General features: G+C 49.9%; 18 protein-coding genes and 1 CRISPR repeat array (1 of these 19 running past the window's edge). Of the genes, 9 read left to right on the forward strand and 9 right to left on the reverse strand.

The window, feature by feature from the left end; translation table 11 throughout:
• Positions 1-33: 33 nt before the first annotated feature.
• On the reverse strand, positions 34-180 hold the full coding sequence (locus JWG39_RS04975; RefSeq protein ID WP_205218275.1) for a hypothetical protein: 147 nt from the start codon (positions 178-180) through the stop codon (positions 34-36).
• Between the two features lie 137 nt (positions 181-317).
• On the opposite strand from JWG39_RS04975, the gene JWG39_RS04980 reads away from it, so the two are divergent.
• The 3 genes from JWG39_RS04980 (at position 318) to JWG39_RS04990 (ending at position 2,960) form a co-directional block, all read left to right on the forward strand.
• Complete coding sequence (locus JWG39_RS04980) at positions 318-860, forward strand: nitroreductase family protein (protein WP_205218276.1); 543 nt, start codon at positions 318-320, stop codon at positions 858-860.
• An 85-nt stretch (positions 861-945) separates the two neighbouring features.
• Positions 946-1,875 carry a tetratricopeptide repeat protein gene (locus JWG39_RS04985; protein WP_205218277.1) on the forward strand — a complete coding sequence of 310 codons (930 nt, stop codon included), beginning with the start codon at positions 946-948 and terminating at the stop codon, positions 1,873-1,875.
• A 215-nt stretch (positions 1,876-2,090) separates the two neighbouring features.
• Entirely contained in the window at positions 2,091-2,960 is an 870-nt protein-coding gene (locus JWG39_RS04990; RefSeq protein ID WP_205218278.1) for a carboxylate/amino acid/amine transporter, read from the forward strand.
• A 112-nt stretch (positions 2,961-3,072) separates the two neighbouring features.
• Here the strand turns inward: JWG39_RS04990 and JWG39_RS04995 are convergent, their stop codons facing one another.
• The 8 genes from JWG39_RS04995 to JWG39_RS05030 all read right to left on the reverse strand — a co-directional run bounded on the left by JWG39_RS04995 (position 3,073) and on the right by JWG39_RS05030 (position 12,038).
• Positions 3,073-3,966 carry a glycine betaine ABC transporter substrate-binding protein gene (locus JWG39_RS04995; protein WP_205218279.1) on the reverse strand — a complete coding sequence of 298 codons (894 nt, stop codon included), beginning with the start codon at positions 3,964-3,966 and terminating at the stop codon, positions 3,073-3,075.
• 210 nt (positions 3,967-4,176) lie between these two features.
• Positions 4,177-5,070, reverse strand: coding sequence for an ABC transporter substrate-binding protein (locus JWG39_RS05000; RefSeq protein ID WP_205218280.1), 894 nt, complete (start codon positions 5,068-5,070; stop codon positions 4,177-4,179).
• 33 nt (positions 5,071-5,103) lie between these two features.
• Positions 5,104-5,742 (reverse strand): ABC transporter permease, encoded by a 639-nt coding sequence (locus tag JWG39_RS05005; RefSeq protein WP_205218281.1) that lies wholly within the window; start codon positions 5,740-5,742, stop codon positions 5,104-5,106.
• Positions 5,742-6,917 (reverse strand): betaine/proline/choline family ABC transporter ATP-binding protein, encoded by a 1,176-nt coding sequence (locus JWG39_RS05010; RefSeq protein WP_205218282.1) that lies wholly within the window; start codon positions 6,915-6,917, stop codon positions 5,742-5,744. Before JWG39_RS05010 ends, JWG39_RS05005 begins: the two co-directional genes overlap by 1 nt.
• 541 nt (positions 6,918-7,458) lie before the next feature.
• Positions 7,459-8,940 carry an MASE3 domain-containing protein gene (locus tag JWG39_RS05015; protein ID WP_205218283.1) on the reverse strand — a complete coding sequence of 494 codons (1,482 nt, stop codon included), beginning with the start codon at positions 8,938-8,940 and terminating at the stop codon, positions 7,459-7,461.
• A gap of 547 nt (positions 8,941-9,487) precedes the next feature.
• Entirely contained in the window at positions 9,488-10,330 is an 843-nt protein-coding gene (locus tag JWG39_RS05020) for an HAD family hydrolase (RefSeq protein WP_205218284.1), read from the reverse strand.
• Positions 10,317-11,183: a pyridoxamine kinase gene (locus JWG39_RS05025; RefSeq protein ID WP_205218285.1), complete on the reverse strand. Its 867-nt coding sequence runs from the start codon at positions 11,181-11,183 to the stop codon at positions 10,317-10,319. Before JWG39_RS05025 ends, JWG39_RS05020 begins: the two co-directional genes overlap by 14 nt.
• Positions 11,184-11,195: 12 nt before the next feature.
• Positions 11,196-12,038 carry a sulfite exporter TauE/SafE family protein gene (locus JWG39_RS05030; RefSeq protein ID WP_205218355.1) on the reverse strand — a complete coding sequence of 281 codons (843 nt, stop codon included), beginning with the start codon at positions 12,036-12,038 and terminating at the stop codon, positions 11,196-11,198.
• A 217-nt stretch (positions 12,039-12,255) separates the two neighbouring features.
• Between JWG39_RS05030 and rarD the strand changes: the two genes are divergently transcribed.
• The 6 genes from rarD to pntB all read left to right on the forward strand — a co-directional run bounded on the left by rarD (position 12,256) and on the right by pntB (position 20,285).
• Positions 12,256-13,182 carry an EamA family transporter RarD gene (gene rarD / locus JWG39_RS05035; protein WP_205218286.1) on the forward strand — a complete coding sequence of 309 codons (927 nt, stop codon included), beginning with the start codon at positions 12,256-12,258 and terminating at the stop codon, positions 13,180-13,182.
• 125 nt (positions 13,183-13,307) lie between these two features.
• The gene (locus tag JWG39_RS05040) at positions 13,308-14,099 is read left to right on the forward strand and encodes a nitroreductase family protein (protein WP_205218287.1); all 792 of its coding nucleotides are present in this window, start codon (positions 13,308-13,310) and stop codon (positions 14,097-14,099) included.
• A gap of 561 nt (positions 14,100-14,660) precedes the next feature.
• Entirely contained in the window at positions 14,661-16,262 is a 1,602-nt protein-coding gene (locus JWG39_RS05045; protein WP_205218288.1) for an ATP-binding protein, read from the forward strand.
• Positions 16,263-16,350: 88 nt separating this feature from the next.
• Positions 16,351-17,028, forward strand: coding sequence for a response regulator (locus JWG39_RS05050; protein ID WP_205218289.1), 678 nt, complete (start codon positions 16,351-16,353; stop codon positions 17,026-17,028).
• Positions 17,029-17,331: 303 nt separating this feature from the next.
• Positions 17,332-18,879 carry a Re/Si-specific NAD(P)(+) transhydrogenase subunit alpha gene (locus tag JWG39_RS05055; protein WP_205218290.1) on the forward strand — a complete coding sequence of 516 codons (1,548 nt, stop codon included), beginning with the start codon at positions 17,332-17,334 and terminating at the stop codon, positions 18,877-18,879.
• 2 nt (positions 18,880-18,881) lie between these two features.
• Complete coding sequence (pntB, locus tag JWG39_RS05060) at positions 18,882-20,285, forward strand: Re/Si-specific NAD(P)(+) transhydrogenase subunit beta (RefSeq protein ID WP_205218291.1); 1,404 nt, start codon at positions 18,882-18,884, stop codon at positions 20,283-20,285.
• 147 nt (positions 20,286-20,432) lie between these two features.
• Positions 20,433-21,725: a CRISPR direct-repeat array (repeat unit 32 nt; unit sequence GTTTCAATCCACGCTCCCGCATGGGGAGCGAC); it runs 1,814 nt beyond the window's last position.

The following is a 21,725-nucleotide window of genomic DNA, read 5'->3' on the forward strand; positions in this document are numbered from 1 at the left end:
GCAGTGCTTCTTTGCCATATTTCCGGCGGATTTTCAATATGCTGCTTCGTCGGAGACGGGCATGATACCATAAGGGTCTCGTTCTTCGCTTTGTCCGAAGATAATTTTTTGACTGCAGCGAAGAAGATGTGCAAAAGAATGGTTCTTCAAGGTACCATTATCTCTCTTCTGGTGAGTCATGACCTTGCTCCTGCACCCGACAGCTTTTCATCGCGGGCAGGGGGGATGGCAGAGATGTGGTGGACAGATTTGAGGAGTTTCAGAGGACGCAGAGCAATGGGCGCAGACGCCCGGTAAATGGAGAAAAGGAGACGTGTATGAACGAGACGATTGATATCATCCTTAACCGTAAGAGCGTACGAAAATTTACCGACACCCCTCTCAGTAAACAGCAGCTTACCACTCTCGCAAGGGCGGCCATGGCTGCGCCGACTGCTGTTAATCGGCAGCCGTGGGAAATCATCATTGTCACCGGGCAGGCTCTGCTGAAGAAGCTTGGCGCGGCACTGCCCCATGCCAAAATGACAGCCGGTGCTGCCGCCGCCTTTGTCATCTGCGGTAATATGGAGCGCACCGGAGAGGGGGTTGAGCGTGAGCTTTGGATCCAGGATTGTTCGGCAGCCAGTGAAAATCTGTTGATTGCCGTTGCCTCAATGGGACTGGGGGCTGTATGGACGGCTGCTTTTCCCTTCGAAGACCGTATGGCGAGTGTACGGCAGATTCTTGGCCTGCCGGAGGGCATCGTCCCGCTCAATGTGATTCCCATGGGGTATGCCGTCGCCGAGGTGCGGGGGCACGATAAATTTGATGGGGCCAGGTTGCACTGGGAAGGGTGGAAATTTCGGGATAATCCACAGTGAACTGATTATACTTCGCGTTCTCTTGGAGAAGAACAACTCTCAGCTCCATCAGCTTATCCGCTTTTTGCTTAAAGGTTTGCCGATTATGAAATATGGTGCAGGCACTATAGTGTTTTTTTTCACCTTTCTCTTTGTCGTCTCTCTCGTCGCAGCAGAGAAGGACTGGCAGGAGCTGAGCAGTGAGGAGCAATTGATCGTGTCGCGGCCACCAGCTGATGACATTTCACAGAAGGTGGACGGGGCAGAAAAGAAAAAGAAGGACAAGGCGCTGAAAGCGGCGGAGGCAGAGGTTGACCCGAAGCTTGAGGAGAACGCGGCCGCGCTGCATACTCTCGGCCGACTCTATCTTCAGCTTGGCCGCTATGAAGAGGCTGAACCGTTGTTCACACGGGGACTGGAGATCCGGGAAAAGAAACTCGGCAGGTCTGCTCCTGCCGTTGGCAGTTCACTGACAGACCTCGCCGTGCTGCGTTTGCATCAGGGGGATATGGGGAAGGCGGAAAAGCTCTTTGAACGAGCGTTGAAAATTGAACAGGCAAACCGCTCTGACGATGATCCTGCTCTTGCCGACAGTCTTAACAACCTCGCTCTTTTTTACGTGGGGGAAGGGAAGGATAAAAAGGCGGAACCGCTTTTTCTTCACGCCCTGAAAATATACACAAAAAATCCTGGCGCGGAATCTCCCGCCGTTGGTTCCCTTCTCAACAGCCTTGCTTCAATTTATGGCCGACAGGGTCATGTACAGCAGGCAGAGATTTTTTTTAAACGGGCACTGATTATTCGCAAAAAGGCTTTTGGTGACTCGGATCGAGGTGTGGCTGTCGTATTGCGCAACCTTGCCACCCTCTACCGGGTTACCGATCGGCAGAAGGAGGCCGAGAAGCTGGCGAAGAGTGCGGATGAGATTGAGAGCGGAGCGAATAAAAAAGGGAGACAGGAGAAGGGAGAAGGGAGACAGGAAAAAGCAAAAGGCGAAAAGCGGAAAGACAACGAAGCACATGAAAAATTTATATAAAAAGCCCTTTTTCGGATGTTTAGAGCCTTCCTTTGGCAAAAAAGTCTTTTCGCTGTTCCGTCTTTTACAAGAAAACCTTGAAACAGTTTCCTCCACATGGCCGTCACCAGGTTATGTTACCCTGCTTTTTCCTGTCTCCTGTCTCCCTTTTTGTCTTCATCTTTTTCCATAAATTTTTGAGCAATTACTTTGTTTTCTTCTAATCAGGGGTATCCATGAACTATCTCATTATCACCACTCTTATCTGGGCCTTCTCTTTCAGTCTCATCGGCGTCTATCTTGCAGGTCAGGTGGATTCCTATTTCGCAGTGCTGGTGCGCATTGTGCTGGCAGCGCTACTTTTCCTTCCGCTGCTGCGGAAGGTGCGTGTCGGGCTGGCACTGCGTTTAATGGCTCTTGGAGCAGTGCAGCTCGGTATCATGTATGTCTTTTACTACAAGAGTTTTCTCCTGCTTACGGTGCCGGAGGTATTGCTCTTCACTGTGTTAACACCGGTTTATGTTACTCTCATCTTTGATGTACTTCATCATCGTTTCTCCGCCCGCTACCTGTTTACGGCAGCACTCGCGGTGCTCGGCGCGGTCATCATCCGCTATCATCAGGTGGGGGACGATGTCTTGCTCGGTTTTCTTGTAGTGCAGGGGGCTAATTTCAGCTTCGCCCTTGGTCAGGTGGGATACAAGGCACTGATAGAGCGGGAACAGCTCAAAGAGGGTGCGATCGGACAGGCGGGGATTTTTGGCTGGTTCTATCTCGGTGCAACGGTGGTGGCGGTGGCAGCCTTCATCCTGTGGGGGAATTCTGAAAAACTGCCGACGACTGGTTTACAGTGGGGAATTTTGATCTATCTCGGCGTGGTCGCTTCCGGGCTTGGCTATTTTTTGTGGAACAAAGGCGCGACAATGGTGGATTCCGGTGTGCTGGCGATTATGAACAACGTGCTGATTCCGGCCGGGCTGGTCGTCAATCTGATGATCTGGAACCGTGACGCGGATCTGGTGCGACTCGGGGCAGGGGGCACGGTGCTGCTCCTTTCCCTGTTTTTGCATCAACACTGGCGCAAAATGCAAAAAGTGCAGGGGTGAAATTCATCCCCTCTCTCGACAGCTCCAGACGCAAAAAAGCCCGGCGGACAACTCGTCTCCGTCGGGCTTTACTTTTCTGGGTCCCTTCTCTGTTTCTTTTGTTCCTTCCTGCTTATTTAATCAAACCCTTCTTGCGGAGAAAGTCTTCAGCAACCTTTCTCTCAGGGATGCCCTTGCTGTCGACCTGAAAGTTCATCTCCTGCATATCGTCTTCACTAATCTGTCCGGCAAGTTTTTCCACTGCTTCCATGGCCCCTGGGAATTTCTTCTGAAAGGAACCGTTGTACACGGTAAGGCAATAGTAAGGCGGGAAAAAGTTCTTGTCGTCTTCCAGAGTCTTCATATTAAACTCTTTGAGTTTCCCGTCCGTGCTGAAGGCGTCGGTAACATCAATATTACCGTTTTCTATGGCAGTATAGCGTATTCCCGGATCCATCCCTTTTTCTTCTTTGAACGTAAAGCCGTAAAGCTCTTTCACGCCCGGCAATCCATCGGCACGGGCAAGAAATTCCATTGTTCCACCCATACGGAGTTCAGGACCGGCGGTGACCAGATCAGAGATCTTTTCCAGATTATATTTTTTTGCAATATCCTGGGGCAGTGAGAGGGTATAGGTGTTGTTATAGCCGAAGGGTTTACCAATGATAAAGTTATAGTCTGGACCTTCCATAAAGTCCTTCACCATCTTAAAGACCTTCTCCGGGTCCTTTTCCCCTTCTTTTTTCAGAACGGTGGCATAGAGTGTGCCAGTGTAATCCGGGTAGAGATCTATATCTCCACTTTTCAATGCAGCGAGAACGAGCTGTGAGCCACCAAACTCCGTGACGGTGGTTTTGTACTTCGTATTGGTTTCCAGCAGTACAGAGTAGAGCTGGCCGAAAAGTCTGGATTCGGTATAGTTTTTATGTCCGATTTTAATGAGATCCTGCTTGTCGCCGGAGCAGCCTCCGAGGAAGAGTCCGAGAAGGACGGTGGCGGCAAGAATAACTGAAAGTTTCTTGTTCATAGTGAATCTCCTGTGTAAAAGGCTGTGTTTTGTTACGGATACACACCGGCTGGCGTAATCCTCCGTTCTACCCGGCCAGACAGATAACCTTCACTGATGGCAGCTGAAGTTCTTGAGATGTTTCCGATCGGGCTGATGGTCAATCTGTTGATTTGAAATCATGACACGGATCTGATGTGGCCTGACAGGGGTAAAATCATTCTGCTTCTTTTACTTGATCAAGCCCTTCTTCCGCAGAAAATCTTCAGCGACCTTTTTCTCCGGTATTCCCTCGCTGTCGATCTGAAAATTCATTTCCTGCATATCTTCTTCATTGATCTGTCCGGCAAGTTTTTCTACTTCTTCCATGGCTCCTGGAAAATTCTTCTGAAAAGCACCGTTGTAAATGGTAAGGCAATAGTAAGGTGGGAAAAAGTGCTTGTCGTCTTCCAGAGTCTTCATATTAAACTCTTTGAGTTTCCCGTCCGTGCTGTAAGAGTCAGAGATATCAATATTACCGTTTTCTATGGCAGTATAGCGTATTCCCGGATCCATCCCTTTTTCTTCTTTGAACGTAAAGCCGTAAAGCTTCTTCACGCCCGGCAATCCATCGGCACGGGAAAGAAATTCCATCGTTCCGCCCATACGGAGTTGAGGGCCGGCGGTGACGAGATCGGAGATCTTTTCCAGATTATATTTTTTTGCAATATCCTGCGGCAGTGAGAGAGTAAAGGTATTGTTAAAGCCGAGGGGTTTACCAATGATAAAGTTATAGTCCGGACCTTCCATAAAATCTTTCACCATCTTAAAGACCTTCTCCGGATCCTTCTCTCCTTCTTGTTTCAGAACGGTGGCATAGAGTGTACCAGTGTAATCCGGGTAGAGATCTATATTTCCATTCTTCAATGCGGCAAAAACGAGCTGTGAGCCGCCAAACTCGGTGACAGTGGTTTTGTATTTTGTATTGCTTTCCAGCAATACCGAATAAATTTGTCCGAGAACTCTGGGTTCGGTATAATTTTTGTGGCCGATCTTGATGGGCTTCTGTTTATCACTGGAACAGCCCCCGAGGAAGAGTCCAAGAAGGACGGTTGCGGTAAGAATCACCGAAAATTTCTTGTTCATGGTAAAATCTCTTATGTAAAAAATGAAACTGCATTAAGGAGCAGAGACGCCGGTCGGCGTGAGTCTTCGTTCCATCCAGCCAAGCAGATAATCTGCGCCGATGGCAAGCAGGGCTGTTGGGATGGCACCGGCAAGAATCATGTTGGTGTTGTTCATGGAGATCCCCTTGAAGATGAGATCTCCGAGGCCACCGGCACCGATAAGAGCTGCGATAGTGGCCGTACCAATGTTGATGACCGTGGATATACGCACGCCGCCCATGATTACCGGCAGGGAGAGGGGAATCTCAATCGTGCCGAGGATCTGTCCATCCGTCATTCCCATCCCTTTGCCGGCGTCAATTATCGCCGGGTCAACACTGTCAATACCGAGATAGGTGTTTTTTATGATGGGGAGCAGGGCGTAGAGGAAAAGGACAAACACTGAAGGTGTATAGCCGATACCCATAATGGGAATGATCAGGCCAAAGAGCGCGAGGGACGGTAGAGTCTGGAAGACGTTGGCGATGCCAAGTACGATTCCCGCTGCTTTCTTGAAGCGGGTGATCATGATGCCCACCGGAACGCCGATGGCAACCGCCATGAGGACGGACATCCCGGTTATTTCCAGATGCTGCAGAGTCAGCGTGAAAATCTCCGCTTTTTGCATGATGATATATTCAAAAAAATTCATTATGCGGCCTCCGTGATTGTTTCGGCAGTCAGCTCGACCGGATCATCGCTTCCTGCCGACGGCATGACATCGGTGATGATATTGAGCAGAGCACTGCGGTTGATATAGCCAACCACACAGTGATCTCGATTGAGCACCGGAACCCGCTTGTAGTTCTGCTCCTGCATGAGGCTGAGGACCTCTGCCATATTTGTATGGTCATAGACAAACACCGCATCGGGGTTCATTATCTCTGCCATCTTTCTGCCCCTGGCGTTTTTCAGCTGCTGCATCGACACCTCCCCGCGGAAGCGTTTAGCCGGTCTGGATTCCGTATCAATCACGTAGCCGACATAGGTATCTTTGTCTTTCATCATTTCAATGGCCTGGGCGGCAGTCCGCTTCATGCTGATACGGGTCACATTGGTGCGCATGATATCCCGGGCATAGAGGAATTCCGGCGTCTGCCAGAGGCGGTCGTTGCCGACAAACTCCCGCACATATTCGTTGACGGGGTTGCGCAACAGCTCTTCGGGTGTGCTGTACTGGACAATCTCTCCGTCTTTCAGCAGGGCGATGCGGTCGGCGATCTTTAGTGCTTCATCCATATCATGGGTGACGAAAACGATGGTTTTATGCAGTTCATCCTGCAGGGCAAGAATTTCCTGCTGCAGCTGCTCTCTCGTAATGGGGTCGAGCGCACTGAAGGGTTCGTCCATGAGGATGACCTCGGGGTTTACCGCCAGCGCCCGGGCAACCCCTATCCGCTGCTGCTGCCCGCCGCTTAACTCACCAGGGTAGCGCGGGTAATACTCTTTTGCCGGAAGATCGACCCGGGCGAGCATCGCCATTGCCTGTTTTCTGCGGGTTTTCTTGTCCCAGCCGAGCAGTTTGGGAACCATCTCAATATTCTCTCCGACCGTCATGTGCGGCATCAGCCCCACCTTCTGGATGACGTAGCCGATTCCCCGGCGCAGTTCTATGGGGTTTTTTTTCTGGATACTTTCACCGTCGATGAGAATATCGCCGCCGGTAATGGAATTAAGGCGGTTAATCATGCGCAGAATTGTGCTTTTGCCGCTGCCGCTGCTGCCGATCAGCACTACAAGTTCTCCGCTGTTGATGGTTAAATTCAGACCATCGACGACATTGGTCACGCCGTCGTAAGACTTTACGAGATCAACAAGCTCAATCATTGAGCACCTCTATGTTGGGGGGTAGATTTGGAAAAGAGAGAAGGGAAGGGAAACATTCCAACTCGTGGATAGAGTTAGAGTGTTTATACTTCGCACGCTGAAAATCGGCGAACTTGTATTACACCACAAAAAGCAGTGCAGTCTGAACCCTTGTGGTCCAGATCAAACCCCAGTTCTACATAAGGGAACCTTGAATAATCAGTCTTTCGCCCATCTTCTTCGTTACAGTCAAAAATTTATCCTCGCAATATCAAACATATAGCTCCGGTAAATTTCTTTCTGTGCCTCGAATATGAACGAAATACAAGATTATTCAAGGACCCCATAAAACGTTTTTCGTTTCCGGTTTCTTTCAGAGCTGGCAATTTAAAACGGATCTGCCTGTAGTTCGGCATATTCACTCTCAAAATCTTCCATACTCCCGGAGACTACTTTACGATTCAGCTTGTGTCGCCTGCCAAAAGCGCGATTTTTCAATGTACTAAAGGAAAAAACATACCATAAAAAGAGAAATTATTCAATCGGGAGAGCAGAATTCTTGTTAAGTTTTTTTATCGGCATAAAGATCCATCTCCGGATAATATTTCTTTGCACATTCCTGGCAAATGCCGTGGCTGAATTCTGCTTCTGAGTGATCTCGAATATATTCTTCTATTTGTTTCCAGGAGCCCTTGTCATCACGGATTTTTTTACAATGTGAGCAAATAGGAAGAATACCCCGTAACGTTTTTATTTCATTCATAGATTTTTTCAATTCACCAATGAGTTTATCTTTTTCGTCAATGAGTTTATCTTTTTCCACTTCGGAATTTTTCTGGTCCGTGATATCATTAAACACAACAACAAATTGTCCAAATTTCAGGCTATAGGCACTTACTTCAAAATGTTTTTTAAATTGTATAGAGTAGTCTTCAAATTGGACAGAATTTCCTGTTAATGCTACGCGGCCATAGGTTTCAATCCAGTAAGGTTCGGTTTTCGGTAACACCTGTAACACGGTTTTCCCAATTAAATCTTTTTTATGTAGTCCAGTCATTTTTTCAAAGGCCGAATTGATGTCCAAAAATCGATAGTCAATTGGATTCCCTTCTTTATCGCAAATAATCTCATGTAAAGCTATTCCGCTGATCATTCCCTCGAAAAGCGCCTTGAATTTCACCTCCGATGTATTGAGTTCTCTGAATAATGTTTCGTATGGTTTCTTAAGGCTGGTTCTGACCAGGGCGATATATATGAGAAGAAACGAGAGAATCTTAATATAGTGTCCAATAAAATTGGAGATACCATAAACGCTGATATAAAAAGTGAATACAAACTCTTGAAAGATAGTTAGAACAATGGAAAAAACCAGCAGACGGTAAACGACTCGATCTACATTGCTTTTTCTTTGAGAGAGTAAAGCCCACGCAATGAATAAAATTAAGCATATAATATATTCACTGGATTTTTTGAAAATGGTCAGTCCAACCCCTTCAATATAGCAATCAGGGAAAATTTTCCAATAGAATATGGTTATAAAGATTAATGCGGTTATTACGAAATAAGCCGACCATACGATGGAATAGCGTATTTTCTTAAAAAATATAATAGGGAAAATAACGAAGGAGATACTTTCCATAAAACGAGCTGCGATCCACAATTGGGTTGCAGTGTTAGATCCCCATTCTTGTGCTATCACCCCCATACCCCTGTAAGAAAGAGTATGGACCAAATCAATCGAACCAATAAATAAATATGCAATCCCGATAAAAACAAAAGCCCTGTTGTTTGACAAATGCCGTGAGTTCCAGACAACGATAAAAAGACTCCATGCGACAGCGATTGAAAATAACTCTGCTAAGGTGTGGAATAACAAGTAATTATATCTACTAACTACATATAAAAAAAAGAATAATAAAATCCCAAAAATTATTCCAGTTGTATTTTTAGAAAAAATAAAATTGGTGGCAGCCTCAATTTTATTTCTATCTTCTGATTCTACAGAGCTTCCAGACGGATTCACATATCTTGATTTATCTGTCATTGATTAAAACCTCAATCTGATAAATTTGAATATCGTATACTTGCAAAATGATGAAAAAAGACAAAGATAAAAAGGGAGAAAGCAGGGCAACAAACCTCAATGACATCCGTTGCAGGATGAAATTGTTTTAAGGTGTTCTGGTGAAAAACGAAACAGTGAAAATAATTTTTTGTCAAAGGAATACTCTAAAAATGTGAAAAAAACAAAGAATTTCACCGAGAAGGACACGAAGGACACGCAGAGTAAAGATATAACAACAGCAATTCCCTGTTTAATTTTTAAAAATCTTTTTCTCAAAGTTTTTTGCCAACGGCAAAAATACTCTAAACATTCGAAAAAAGGCTTTTTATATAGAGAAGCTTTCGTATATTTCGTGTGTTTCGCTGGCTGCCCGGTCTTTGTCTTTCCGCCTTTTGCTTTTTCCTGTCTCCCTTCTCCCTTCTCCTGTCTCCTTTTTTTCCGTCCTTCCCGTTTAAATTCCAAGAAAATCTTTGTTCTTAAATGTTTTTTGTTGTCCACCACTTTTTGAGAAGTTGCCCTCCCTTAACTAAAGCTCCACGCTTTTTTTCACTGCCCAGCTCATTCCCGCCTTTTCCGGCGTGACCATATAACGCTGCTGCAGTTCCAGCGGCGCGCTGTTCACTATGAAGCTCTGCGCGGTCGCGTCAAGCAGATCAATATCGTTATAGTCGTTACCAATACCCATGGTGTGGCGCATATCAAGGTGTAGTTCTCTGCAGAGCCAGTGGACTGCCGCCCCCTTTGAGATGTGCAGAGGAAAAATCTCAGTCCAGATCTCATCCGTGCCAAAGGGTGAGGAAGTCCGGATGACCTTTACCTCCGGCAGCACCCGTTTGATCTTCAGAAATCGACTCTCATCCACCCCAATAAAGGCGAGTGCCTGGCTGGCGGGAAGGTTTTGCAGGTCCGCCTCTTCAAGGGGGGTTCCCCAATTGCGGTGGGCGTGCAGGCGATGGGTGAAATCGCCGCAGTCCTGGCAATTTTGTTCAAAATAGAAGCGATGTTCTCCCGGAATGGTGCGGTGAATCATGAAGTTGAGCCGTTCCTGATGCAGGGTGTGAACAATCTTCTCCGTCTGCTGTGGGGCGAGGCTGTCAGTAAAGATCATTGCACACTCCGGCCAGCGGACAATCCCTGCGCCGGAGGAGAAGACAAGGTAGTCAATGGGAAAGTCCGGGGGGATTGCCTCGCACGCAAAGTGAAGGTTGCGGCCGGTGACAATCGCCCGCACCACACCTTTTTCCCCGAGGCGGTGCAGAGTCTCAATGTCCTGGGGGAAAAAGGTTCCACCTCTTGGCAGGAGAGTACCGTCGAGGTCGCTGGCGATGAGTTGCGGAAGTGTTCCGCCGTGGAAATCAGAGAATTTCATAGCTGCTGATCTGCGCCGGGGCGTGCAGGGCAGGGAGGATACGCTCAAGGATGATGCCCTGGCGCGCATCGTAGTCATAGCCGAAGGTGGCGCGCACCCCGAGGCTGATAAACTGCACCGCACGGTTGAGGGCGATGGGCAGGCTGTCTCCCTGCAGCAGCGCGCCGGTAACAATGCTGGCGAAGGTGTCTCCGGTACCGGGATATTCGGCGGGGAGATATTCGCAGCTTACCTTCCACATCCTTTTGCCGACGCTGTTCCAGGCGATTACCGACGTCTGGCCCTGCTCATCTTTCAGTTTCACGCTGGTAATGATCACTGTCTTTGGCCCGCGTTCAGCAAGGGTTGTGATCCACTCTTTTGCCTCAGACAGCTCAATTTCCTCTTTGCAGGGCCTGTCAAGCAGCAGGGCCGCTTCGGTGAGATTGGGAGTAATGAGACCTGCGTGGTGGATCAGCTCGCGCATCTTGACCACCATCGTTTCATCAAAGGTTTTGTAGAGTTTTCCGGAGTCGCCAAGCACGGGGTCAATGACGACGAGTTGTTCAGGACGATGAAAACTGTCAATAAAATCGGCAACGATGTCGATCTGCCGTGACGAGCCGAGAAAACCGCTGTAGATGGCGTCGAAATCACACTTGAGACACTTCCAGTGGTCGATGATTTTCACCATGTCGTCCGTCAAGTCGACGAAATGAAAGCCGGGGAAGCAGGAGTTGGAAGAGAGCACCGCCGTGGGCAGCGGGCAGACGTTGCACCCCATGGTGGAAAGTATTGGAATAACCACTGTAAGCGACGAGCGGCCATAGCCGGAGAGGTCGTGGATGGCGGCGACTTGTTTAACAGGTTTCATGGAGTTCCTTAATCAGTGAAAAACAGTGGTGAGAAAGTTATGCGTTACCGGGAAATAAAGAAGCACTGAATAGAGCATGCGGGTGGCAACGACCAGCAGCAGCACGGCGAAGGCCTTTTTCAGCCTGCCCACCGGCATCTTGTGGGCGAGTTTCGCGCCGAGCGGGGCAGTAAACATGCTGGCGCAGACAATACCGGCAAGCGCGGGCAGGTAGACAAAGCCGAAGCTCCAGGGCGGCAGGCTCGGGTTGCCCCAGCCGCCAATGACGTTTCCGAAAGTTCCGGCGAGGGCAATGGGCAGGCCAATGGAGGCTGCCGTGCCGATGGCGGTGTGAATCTCCAGATTGCACAGCAGGAAAAAAGGTACGCAGAGAGTCCCGCCGCCGATTCCTACCAGCGAGGAGAGAAAACCAATCACTCCACCAGCTCCGACTATTCCTGCGGTGCCGGGAACGTCCCGCGAACCGGTTGGTTTACGGCCGAAGATCATGTTGGAAGCGGCATAGTAGAGGAAGATTACAAAGATCACCTTGAGAATCCAGGTGGGTATCCACGACGTGGTGAGGGCACCAATGAAGGTGCCGAGGATGATGCCCGGAGAGATGCTTTTGAAGATGTCCCAGCGTACCGCCCCTCGTTTATTGTGGGCCGTCATGCTGGAGATTGAGGTGAAGATGATACTGGCGAGGGAGGTGCCGAGCGCGAGGTTCATCAGGATATCCTGCGGGATGCCCATGGGCGGCAGGGCAAAAGCAAGAATTGGCACGATTACCAGTCCCCCTCCGATGCCGAGCAAACCGGCGAGGACTCCCGCAAAAGCCCCGAGAACGAGGAAGATGAGGAGATGTGAAAGCATTGGGTCTTGCAGCAGGGTGGAAAATGTATCAGGGTTCATCGGGGCTCCTTTAAAGTTGAATCGTAGAATTTCAGGTAGTTGTTGTTCGTACAATATCACTACTGCCGGGTGGAACCAACAGCCTTTTTTTACCCTCGCAGTGTACTGTATGTCAATTCGATGATTTTTTTCCCGGAGCAGATTATATAGTGGCCTCATCTCAATTTCTGGAGAAAATATGACCACCACTTCCACACCTCCTGCAGGTGTTCCCGCAGCTGCTCCCGGCAGTTCCGTTTCTGGCTGGCTGCTCGGCCTCGGCGCTTTCCTTATTTGGGGCTTTTTTCCCATCTATTTCAAGTCTGTGGATACGGTTCCACCGCTGGAGATTCTTGCTCACCGGGTGATATGGTCTTTTGTGCTGCTGGCGCTGATTGTTTCTTTTCAAGGCGGATGGGGACGTGTGCGCCGGACGATTGCCAACTGGCACACCGTGTTGACGTTGTTTGCCACCTCAGTCATCATCGCCGTGAGCTGGCTCACCTTTATCTGGGCGGTGAATAATGGACATATCCTCGATACCTCGCTTGGCTACTATATCAATCCGTTGATCACCGTACTGTTTGGCATGATCTTCTTCAGTGAACGCCTTACCGGACTGCAGTGGACCGCCATGGGCCTTGCCGCAGCTGGCGTGCTGCTGCAGCTTATCCAGATTGGCACCCTGCCGTTGATCGCCCTTGTGCTTGCGGTAACCTTTGCTCTCTATGGGATGCTGCGCAAGAAGGTGGCTGTGAATTCGATAATCGGCCTGCTGGTGGAAACCGGTCTGCTGTTGCCCGCCGCCCTGGCCCTGTTGTTTTTTGCCGATACCCCCACTTCGTCTCTGGTGAACAATCCGCTTTCACTCAATCTGCTGCTGATGGCGGGCGGCGTTGTCACCACCGTGCCGCTGCTCTGTTTTACCGCCTCGGCCAACCGTCTGCCACTCTCAGCTGTTGGCTTCCTTCAATATATTGCGCCGAGCACTGCTTTCCTGCTGGCCATTTTCTGTTATAATGAATCCTTCTCCCCGACCCGGGGAATTACCTTCCTTTTCATCTGGGTGGCGCTGGTGTTTTTTTCCATAGACGCGCTGCGCCGAATGGGAAAGAAGCTGAACTGATACCATTTACATTTTGTATTGGCGGATTCAAAGACAGGGGAACGGGAAAAGGGAGACGGGAGAAAGGAGACGGGAGAAAGGGAATATTCAAGGTTCCCCTCAGTAAAATTTTCAAGGAGACAAAAATGTTAATAGAAATTGATTCGTTCAAATGTCGTAGAGATCAGCTCTGTGTGATTGAGTGCCCCTTCAACTGCCTTGTGGAGGGGAAGAATGGCGTGCCATATCTTGATGCGGAGCGGGAGCAGTATTGCATGCGCTGTGGACACTGCGTGGCGGTTTGTCCCTCGGCGGCAGTGACCCTTGACGGGGTCGATCCCTCGACTCTTGAGGCGGCTGTCCGCTATCCGGTGGTTGAGCCGCAGATGATGAAAGCGCTGCTCGATAACCGTCGTTCGGTACGGGTCTTCCACAGTAAGGCTATTGACCGGGAGAAGGCAGCGGAGCTGCTGGAGATGGTAAAACGGGCCCCGACGGCGAAAAATAAGATGCCGGTGGAGTGGCTGCTGGTGGATGATGCGGCGAAGATTCATCGTCTTGCCGAGTTGACGGTGGAGTGGCTGCGTGGATTTGGAGAGGCGCAGGCGATGGTGACGGAGGCATGGGACGCGGGTGAGGACATTATTCTGCGGGAGGCTCCGCTGCTGGCGATGGCCTGTGCCGGATCCGATGCTCTTAAACCCTGTGAGGATTGTGTTATCGCCGTTACCTCGATGGAGCTCGCCGCTGCCACCCTCGGTATTGGCTCTTTCTGGCTTGGCTATTTCATGACTGCCGCGCAGAACTATGCCCCCTTACAGGAGTTCCTTGGGCTTCCCGAGGGGATGCTGCCCCGGGCCGCGCTGGGACTTGGCTATCCTAAAATGATTTATAGAAGGCTGCCGGAACGGCAGGCACCGGTGGTACGCTGGCTCTAAGAGCATTTCATTTTCAAGGAGAAAGGAAAAGGGAGACAGGAGAAGGGAGAAGGGAGACAGGAAAAAAGCCCTTTTTCATATACTTGGAGTATTCCTTTGGCAAAAAATCTTTTCGCTGTGCCGTCTTTCACAAGTGTATCTTATACCTTTTACATTTTGTATTGACCAGAGAACGCGACTGCGTGGACATCTTTTTTTGTGATTACGAATGGATAAACAGGATGTAAAAAAAAAGCATAACTTAATAGAAATGGTCTAATGATGCGAAAAAGGGCATTTTTTATAAAAGCGTAACTTCTTAAAGTTTTTTGCCTTTATTCGCATGATTAGAGCTTTCCTTTGGCAAAAAGTTTTTCGCTGTTCCGTCTTTTGCTTTTCCCTGTCTCCCGTCTCCTGTCTCCCATCCCCCTGCCTTTGAATTCGCCAATAGAAAGTGAAAATGGCATTTAGTGAGGTCACAACTTAATCGGATTGGTATAACACGAGAATTCCTCGAAAAATTCGTAATTAGTTTCTTTTTTTTTGCTAAAATGTATTCTTACTTTTAGCGGAGTTAAAAATATGAACTTGAAAATTCGGCATAAAATTTTTTTTATTCTATTGGTCGGCAATGCCGTGCTCTTTATCGGTTTTGTCTTTATGTTGCACTGGAGTTTCGACCGTAATTTTCATAAACATATTGAGCGGCTGGAAGGGAGACAGCTCTCGCGCCTCTCGCAGGAGATCAGCCAGCTTTATGAGAAGCAGGGAAACTGGAATTTCATTAGAAATAATCTTGCCCTCTGGTTCTCTCTCAACAGCTACGTTACCAACAGTGTTTTCCCTTTTGATCGGCATGACAAAGAAAAATTTGTCATGCCAGACAAAAAAAAACTCAGTGATGACTTCTGCATCCAGAGCGTTCCTGTGTTCTTCGAGCCGCGCAGTGTCTGGCCGCGGGTTATGCTCTTTGATTCCAATCACAAGTGGCTGGTAGGGGGAGCCGGGCCCGATGTCGCCAAACGCCTGCACTTGCAGGTGCTGCGCGGAGAGGATGAATTTCCCGTACCTCTACCCCCGGATTCTGCTATGGGGAAGGGACGGAAACATCTCCGGCCTCCTCCCCCCCCCACGAAGATCTGGACCAAATATTCTGAGATGCAGCCGGTGCTGGTCGACGGAAAGCCCGTCGGCTATCTTGCCATGCTGCCCATTCCGCAGATTTCTCTGTCGCGGGATATTATCTTTTTTCAACATCAGGAAATTATTTTTGGGGTTATTGCCCTTATTGGCTTTGTTTTTGCCGTTCTCGTTGCCCTGCCGCTGACCGGGTATATTGTGCGGCCGATTCGTGAACTGGCTGACGCCACGCGCTGCCTGATGAATGGCAAATTTACCACCCGCATTTCGGTGAAAAATTGTGATGAACTGGGGCAGCTCTCTCTTGATTTCAACGCCCTTGCCGCCACCCTGGAACGGAATGAAGAGGATCGCCAGCAGTGGGTGGCCGACATTTCTCATGAACTGCGTACTCCGCTTGCCGTACTTTGTGCAGAGATTGAAAGTATCCAGGACGGTATCCATCTGTGCGACGCCAGGGCACTTGATATCCTTCACGGCGAGGTGATGCATATTGAGCGCCTCGTCCGGGATCTGCACGAAGTATCGATGTCGGATCTCGGTGCAATGACGTATCGCAAGGCAGAATGCGATCCTTTTGGTATCCTTACTGAAGTGGTGGAGGGTTTCATCGGCCGTTTTGAGTCCATGGGGTTGACACTGGAGCTTAACCTGCCAAAAGTAAACGGGAAATCACCGAGGATGCTTGCCGACCCCGGCCGTCTACACCAGCTCTTTTCCAATCTGCTGGAAAACAGCCGCCGCTATACACAGAGCCCCGGTCATCTTAAAATATCGGGGTATCTGGAAAAGGAACTCATAACGATCCTGTTTCAGGATTCCGCCCCCGGTGTGAAGGACGAGAACCTGCCGCGTCTCTTTGAGCGTCTCTTTCGGGAGGATGCTTCCCGCACTCAGAAAGGCATGACCTTCGAGGGACGCCACGGCAGCGGCCTCGGGTTGAGTATCTGCCGTAATATTGTCAAGGCGCACGAGGGGGTCATCACCGCTGGTCATTCCCCTCTCGGCGGGCTGGAAATGAAGATTGAACTGCCGATTAATTGAGGATTCCCGCAGGGGACTCCGGCTGCCGCGGCACCATGAGGCAGAGCATGTAACTCTACCGATAAAAGTAACTGGAGGATGTGACAGAATGTCTGAAATAATATTGATAGTGGAAGATGAAGAGCGCCTCGCTGAGCTGCACCGCGATTATCTGGCGCAGGCTGGATATGAGAGTGAGATTCTCAGTGAAGGGACGGGAGTTGTGACGTGGGTGAGAGAAAACCGACCCGCGCTGATTCTCCTTGACTTGATGCTGCCTGGTAAGGACGGTATCAGTATCTGCCGGGAAATACGAGAGTTCTCACGTGTACCGATCATTATCGTAACAGCACGGGTGGAGGAAATAGACCGACTGCTCGGGCTGGAATATGGTGCTGATGACTACATCTGCAAACCCTTTAGTCCACGGGAGGTTGTGGCGCGGGTAAAAGCTGTGCTGCGGCGGGCGCAGAGCAGCCCGCAGGATGAAGAGAACAGAATGGTTCGCTTTGAGATAGAGAAGCATCTTGTTATTTTGCGCGGCAAACCTCTGGAGCTGACAGCAGTGGAATTTCAACTTCTGAAGATCCTTGCTGACTCCCCCGGCCGCATTTTCTCCCGCGACCAGCTCATGGAACATATCTACACGGACCAGCGCATTGTCTGCGACCGTACCATCGACAGTCATGTAAAAAAACTGCGCAAGAAAATCGCTGCGGTTGATCCCGGCATTGAACTTATCCGATCTGTCTACGGTGTCGGGTACAAGTTTGAGGTAACTACCTGAGTTTTAATCCGTGTGCCCCATCTGGGAGAGAGCGTTGTAGGGACAAGGCGTACCTTGTTTCTACAACGCTCGTTTTGATGCTTCTGTAAAAGGTCAATACCCTCTTTTGCACCAATGTATTCTTCCCGCTTTCTCCAATTCGATCCCAGAAAATAGAAGCGCAGTTGAATTTCAGTAATAAGGGTATCTGACGGAATGTAGTTGATTACATCGAAATGTTTTACAATAGCAGAAGATTGCACTCGCACCCTGGATATCTCAGATCCAGAGACTTTACGAGGATAATGAATACGCGGAGGAAATATGCAGATTGGAATACCAAAAGAACAGGTTGCAGGAGAGAAACGGATTGCCGCCACTCCCCGGACTGTTGCCCAGTTGAAGAAACTGGGTTTTACCGTAGCTGTCGAAAAAGGCGCTGGCCTGAATGCAAATTTTAGCGATGAAGCCTATCTCGAAGCAGGTGCAGAACTCGTTGAAAAAGAGGTGGCATGGCAGAGTGATCTTGTTTTAAAAATCAACGGCCCGATTACAACTGATCAGGAAGATGAAATAGAGCTTCTCAGGGAGGGGACCACCTTCATCAGTCTGATAAGCCCGGCGCAAAATGAGGAAATGCTCAGTCGCCTGGCTGCAAAGGGCATTACCACCATGGCCATGGATATGGTTCCCCGCATCTCACGGTCGCAATCCATGGATGTCCTCAGTTCGATGGCCAATATCGCAGGTTATCGCGCTGTTATAGAGGCCGCGCACCACTTTGGCCGCTTTTTCGCAGGTCAAATTACAGCGGCAGGCAAGGTGCCGCCGGCAAAGGTCATGATTATTGGTGCCGGGGTGGCCGGTCTTGCCGCAATTGGTGCCGCCGGAAGTCTTGGTGCTCAAGTGCGCGCATTTGACACCCGCCCTGAAGTCAAGGAACAGATCAATTCCATGGGGGCTGAATTTTTGGAAGTCACCATGGAGGAAGAGGCCGGGATTGGTGATGGATACGCCCGGGTCATGTCTAAAGAATATATTGCGGCGGAAATGGAACTCTTCCGGGAACAGGCCAGAGAAGTGGATATCATTATCACCACGGCCCTTATTCCGGGCAGACCTGCTCCCAAACTGATTCTTGACGACATGGTTGAATCGCTTCGGCCGGGCAGCGTTATTGTCGACCTTGCAGCGCCAAATGGCGGGAACTGTACCATGACCGAGCCGGGCAAGGTTGTGGTCAAAAGTGGTGTTACCATTATCGGTTATACGGATCTGCCTTCCCGGATGGCGGGGCAGGCCAGCCAGTTGTTTGGTACCAATCTTGTCAACCTGCTGAAATTGCTCTGTAAAGAAAAAGACGGCACCCTCGCTGTTGATTTCGATGATGTCATAATTCGTGGCGTTACGGTGGTAAAGGGGAGCGAAATAACCTATCCACCGCCAGCTGTTCAGGTCAGTTCCAAACAACCGGCACCGGCAAAACCGATTGCGCAGCCGGAGGAAGAAAAGAAGAAGCCCTCAAAACCGTGGCTGCAAATGTTGTTTATTGCCATTGGTGCATGCGCTATTGCCAGCCTTGGAGCCTTCGCGCCGACTGAATTTTTAGGGCATTTCATTATATTTGCGCTCTCCTGTGTCCTTGGATATTACGTGATCTGGAATGTCACCCATGCATTGCATACCCCCTTGATGAGTGTCACCAATGCCATATCTGGTATTATCATCGTCGGTGCGTTGCTGCAGATCGGGCATCAAGGTCTGCTTATACGATCGCTTGCGTTTATAGCTGTTCTGATTAGCTCAATAAATATCTTCGGTGGCTTTTTTGTAACGCATCGCATGCTGAAGATGTTCAGGCTGGAGGAGTAATAATGTCACAGGGATTTGTTACAGGTATCTATATTATCGCCGGACTGCTGTTCATTATGGCATTGGCCGGTCTGTCTACTCAGAAAACAGCCAGAAGGGGTAATATCTACGGTATTATCGGTATGGCAATAGCGCTGATTGCGACTATTTTCGGCCCCAATGAAGGCGGTCTCTCCTTTATCCTTATCGCCATGGCAATCGGTGCCGTCATCGGTCTCGTTATAGCGCTGAAGGTAGAAATTACGCAGATGCCACAGCTTATTGCGCTCCTGCACAGTTTTGTCGGCCTGTCAGCGGTGCTGGTCGGTTTCAACAGTTATTTCGGTTATCAGGCTCTTGCTCCTGTTGAAAAAGCGGCGATGGCCCAGGGGATGGTCACCGTTCATCTTGTAGAAGTTTTTATCGGCTCTTTTATTGGTGCGGTGACTCTTACCGGATCAATCGTCGCTTTTGGAAAGCTGCAGGGGTTGTTTTCATCGAAACCTCTGGTACTGCCCTATAAAAACAAACTCAACCTCCTTGCCATTATTGTCTCGAGTGTTCTTTTGGCGGTTTTTCTCCAGCAGGGTGGTGTCTTCTGGCCGCTTCTCCTCATGACAATCATCGCCCTGTTGTGCGGCTGGCATCTTGTTGCTTCCATTGGCGGCGCGGACATGCCGGTAGTTATCTCAATGCTGAACTCCTATTCTGGCTGGGCGGCAGCAGCGGCAGGCTTTATGCTCGACAATGATCTGCTCATCATCACAGGTGCTCTGGTCGGCTCCTCGGGTGCTATCCTTTCCTATATTATGTGCAAGGCGATGAACCGTTCGTTCATCAGCGTGATTGCAGGAGGTTTTGGTACTGACGGCAGCAGCGCCTCAGAAGACGCTGGTGATATGGGAGAGCATAAGGAAATCTCGGCAGAAGATGTTGCTGAGAAGTTGAAAGATGCAGAATCCGTCATTATTACCCCTGGATACGGCATGGCTGTCGCCCAGGCTCAATATACGGTTGCAGAAATTGTCCGAAAACTGAAGAAAAACGGCACGAAGGTGCGCTTTGGTATCCATCCTGTGGCAGGGCGGCTTCCCGGCCACATGAATGTTCTTCTGGCTGAAGCAAAGGTTCCGTATGATATCGTCCTGGAAATGGACGAGATCAATGACGATTTTGGCGACACCGATGTTGTCCTTGTTATTGGTGCAAACGATACCGTCAACCCTGCAGCCCTGGAAGACCCGCACAGCCCGATTGCCGGCATGCCTGTTCTTGAGGTCTGGAAGGCAAGGCAAGTCATCATTTTCAAGCGCTCCATGCGTACCGGCTATGCCGGTGTGCAGAATCCTCTCTTTTTCAAAGACAATGCGTGGATGCTGTTTGGAGACGCAAAAAAATCTGTCGAGAGTATCGATAAAGCACTGTAATCCGAATTGGTAAAAAAATTGGGTTAGAGATTGTAGAGACAGGAGATGTTCTGTCTCTACAACAAACGTCTCTCTTCACGCTTTCGCGTGAGGAGAGATTTTTTTTGCCCGAGGCAGTGTGTGCTGATACACATTGTTTGTTTATTCATTTCAATCCACGCTCCCGCATGGGGAGCGACGCTTTTCTCGCCGTCATGCGCAACTCCGCAGCAGGTTTCAATCCACGCTCCCGCATGGGGAGCGACCAAGGCCCGACCTCTTCAGAGTCTCCATCAAGAGTTTCAATCCACGCTCCCGCATGGGGAGCGACCTCTTGGTTATGGGCTTCACCGGTGACAAGGCGCTTGTTTCAATCCACGCTCCCGCATGGGGAGCGACGGCTGGTGGCCCGGAGGCTGCGGGTTTCACTGAGTTTCAATCCACGCTCCCGCATGGGGAGCGACGCAGCAGGGTTCAAAAGATGTCAGAGCGCAGTGGGTTTCAATCCACGCTCCCGCATGGGGAGCGACGACAAAGACAACGCAGGGCTCTGTCAGTGGTGCGTGTTTCAATCCACGCTCCCGCATGGGGAGCGACATGTGTGATTCTGCAAAAAGCGCAACCATACTCAGGCGTGTTTCAATCCACGCTCCCGCATGGGGAGCGACCCCCGCCATGAGCCAATCAGTGCTGAAGATCACGGTTTCAATCCACGCTCCCGCATGGGGAGCGACCTCGTCGGCGAGTCTGACCATTGCTGTGACTGGGGTTTCAATCCACGCTCCCGCATGGGGAGCGACGACATTAACAATATTCAACCCACTAATATCCTGATCGTTTCAATCCACGCTCCCGCATGGGGAGCGACATGGCGGGTTACGCCTCAGCCTCACTCTCACCGTTGTTTCAATCCACGCTCCCGCATGGGGAGCGACCTGTCACGCTGGTTTCGTTGACATATACACGTGAGTTTCAATCCACGCTCCCGCATGGGGAGCGACCAGAGGCGGGCAGGCGGACGGCGACGAATGGTGTTTCAATCCACGCTCCCGCATGGGGAGCGACCAAGCTCTGCGCCATGCCTTCAATCAGAGCACGTGTTTCAATCCACGCTCCCGCATGGGGAGCGACCACGTGTTTCTTCTGCGCTTGAGGCGTCTGTTGTGTTTCAATCCACGCTCCCGCATGGGGAGCGACTCGGGGGCTATGTCGATTGCGGGGAGGAGACCGGGGTTTCAATCCACGCTCCCGCATGGGGAGCGACTGTTTTTTCTGTCTATAAGGGCCTGTAATCGTTGAGTTTCAATCCACGCTCCCGCATGGGGAGCGACCAGATTACCAACAAAAAACAGAAGGAGGAAGACGTGTTTCAATCCACGCTCCCGCATGGGGAGCGACCCGTTTTCCTTGTCGGTGAAGGAAACAGCCAACTTGTTTCAATCCACGCTCCCGCATGGGGAG

The sequence above is a fragment of the Desulforhopalus vacuolatus genome, assembly GCF_016918505.1.
Taxonomy (GTDB): Bacteria; Desulfobacterota; Desulfobulbia; order Desulfobulbales; family Desulfocapsaceae; genus Desulforhopalus; species Desulforhopalus vacuolatus.

Bases quoted from the DNA above. Each gene is read 5' to 3' on its own strand.
- JWG39_RS04975 (WP_205218275.1), bottom strand. From the start codon at position 180: ATGACTCACCAGAAGAGAGATAATGGTACCTTGAAGAACCATTCTTTT.
- JWG39_RS04980 (WP_205218276.1), top strand. From the start codon at position 318: ATGAACGAGACGATTGATATCATCCTTAACCGTAAGAGCGTACGAAAA.
- JWG39_RS04985 (WP_205218277.1), top strand. From the start codon at position 946: ATGAAATATGGTGCAGGCACTATAGTGTTTTTTTTCACCTTTCTCTTT.
- JWG39_RS04990 (WP_205218278.1), top strand. From the start codon at position 2,091: ATGAACTATCTCATTATCACCACTCTTATCTGGGCCTTCTCTTTCAGT.
- JWG39_RS04995 (WP_205218279.1), bottom strand. From the start codon at position 3,966: ATGAACAAGAAACTTTCAGTTATTCTTGCCGCCACCGTCCTTCTCGGA.
- JWG39_RS05000 (WP_205218280.1), bottom strand. From the start codon at position 5,070: ATGAACAAGAAATTTTCGGTGATTCTTACCGCAACCGTCCTTCTTGGA.
- JWG39_RS05005 (WP_205218281.1), bottom strand. From the start codon at position 5,742: ATGAATTTTTTTGAATATATCATCATGCAAAAAGCGGAGATTTTCACG.
- JWG39_RS05010 (WP_205218282.1), bottom strand. From the start codon at position 6,917: ATGATTGAGCTTGTTGATCTCGTAAAGTCTTACGACGGCGTGACCAAT.
- JWG39_RS05015 (WP_205218283.1), bottom strand. From the start codon at position 8,940: ATGACAGATAAATCAAGATATGTGAATCCGTCTGGAAGCTCTGTAGAA.
- JWG39_RS05020 (WP_205218284.1), bottom strand. From the start codon at position 10,330: ATGAAATTCTCTGATTTCCACGGCGGAACACTTCCGCAACTCATCGCC.
- JWG39_RS05025 (WP_205218285.1), bottom strand. From the start codon at position 11,183: ATGAAACCTGTTAAACAAGTCGCCGCCATCCACGACCTCTCCGGCTAT.
- JWG39_RS05030 (WP_205218355.1), bottom strand. From the start codon at position 12,038: ATGCTTTCACATCTCCTCATCTTCCTCGTTCTCGGGGCTTTTGCGGGA.
- rarD (WP_205218286.1), top strand. From the start codon at position 12,256: ATGACCACCACTTCCACACCTCCTGCAGGTGTTCCCGCAGCTGCTCCC.
- JWG39_RS05040 (WP_205218287.1), top strand. From the start codon at position 13,308: ATGTTAATAGAAATTGATTCGTTCAAATGTCGTAGAGATCAGCTCTGT.
- JWG39_RS05045 (WP_205218288.1), top strand. From the start codon at position 14,661: ATGAACTTGAAAATTCGGCATAAAATTTTTTTTATTCTATTGGTCGGC.
- JWG39_RS05050 (WP_205218289.1), top strand. From the start codon at position 16,351: ATGTCTGAAATAATATTGATAGTGGAAGATGAAGAGCGCCTCGCTGAG.
- JWG39_RS05055 (WP_205218290.1), top strand. From the start codon at position 17,332: ATGCAGATTGGAATACCAAAAGAACAGGTTGCAGGAGAGAAACGGATT.
- pntB (WP_205218291.1), top strand. From the start codon at position 18,882: ATGTCACAGGGATTTGTTACAGGTATCTATATTATCGCCGGACTGCTG.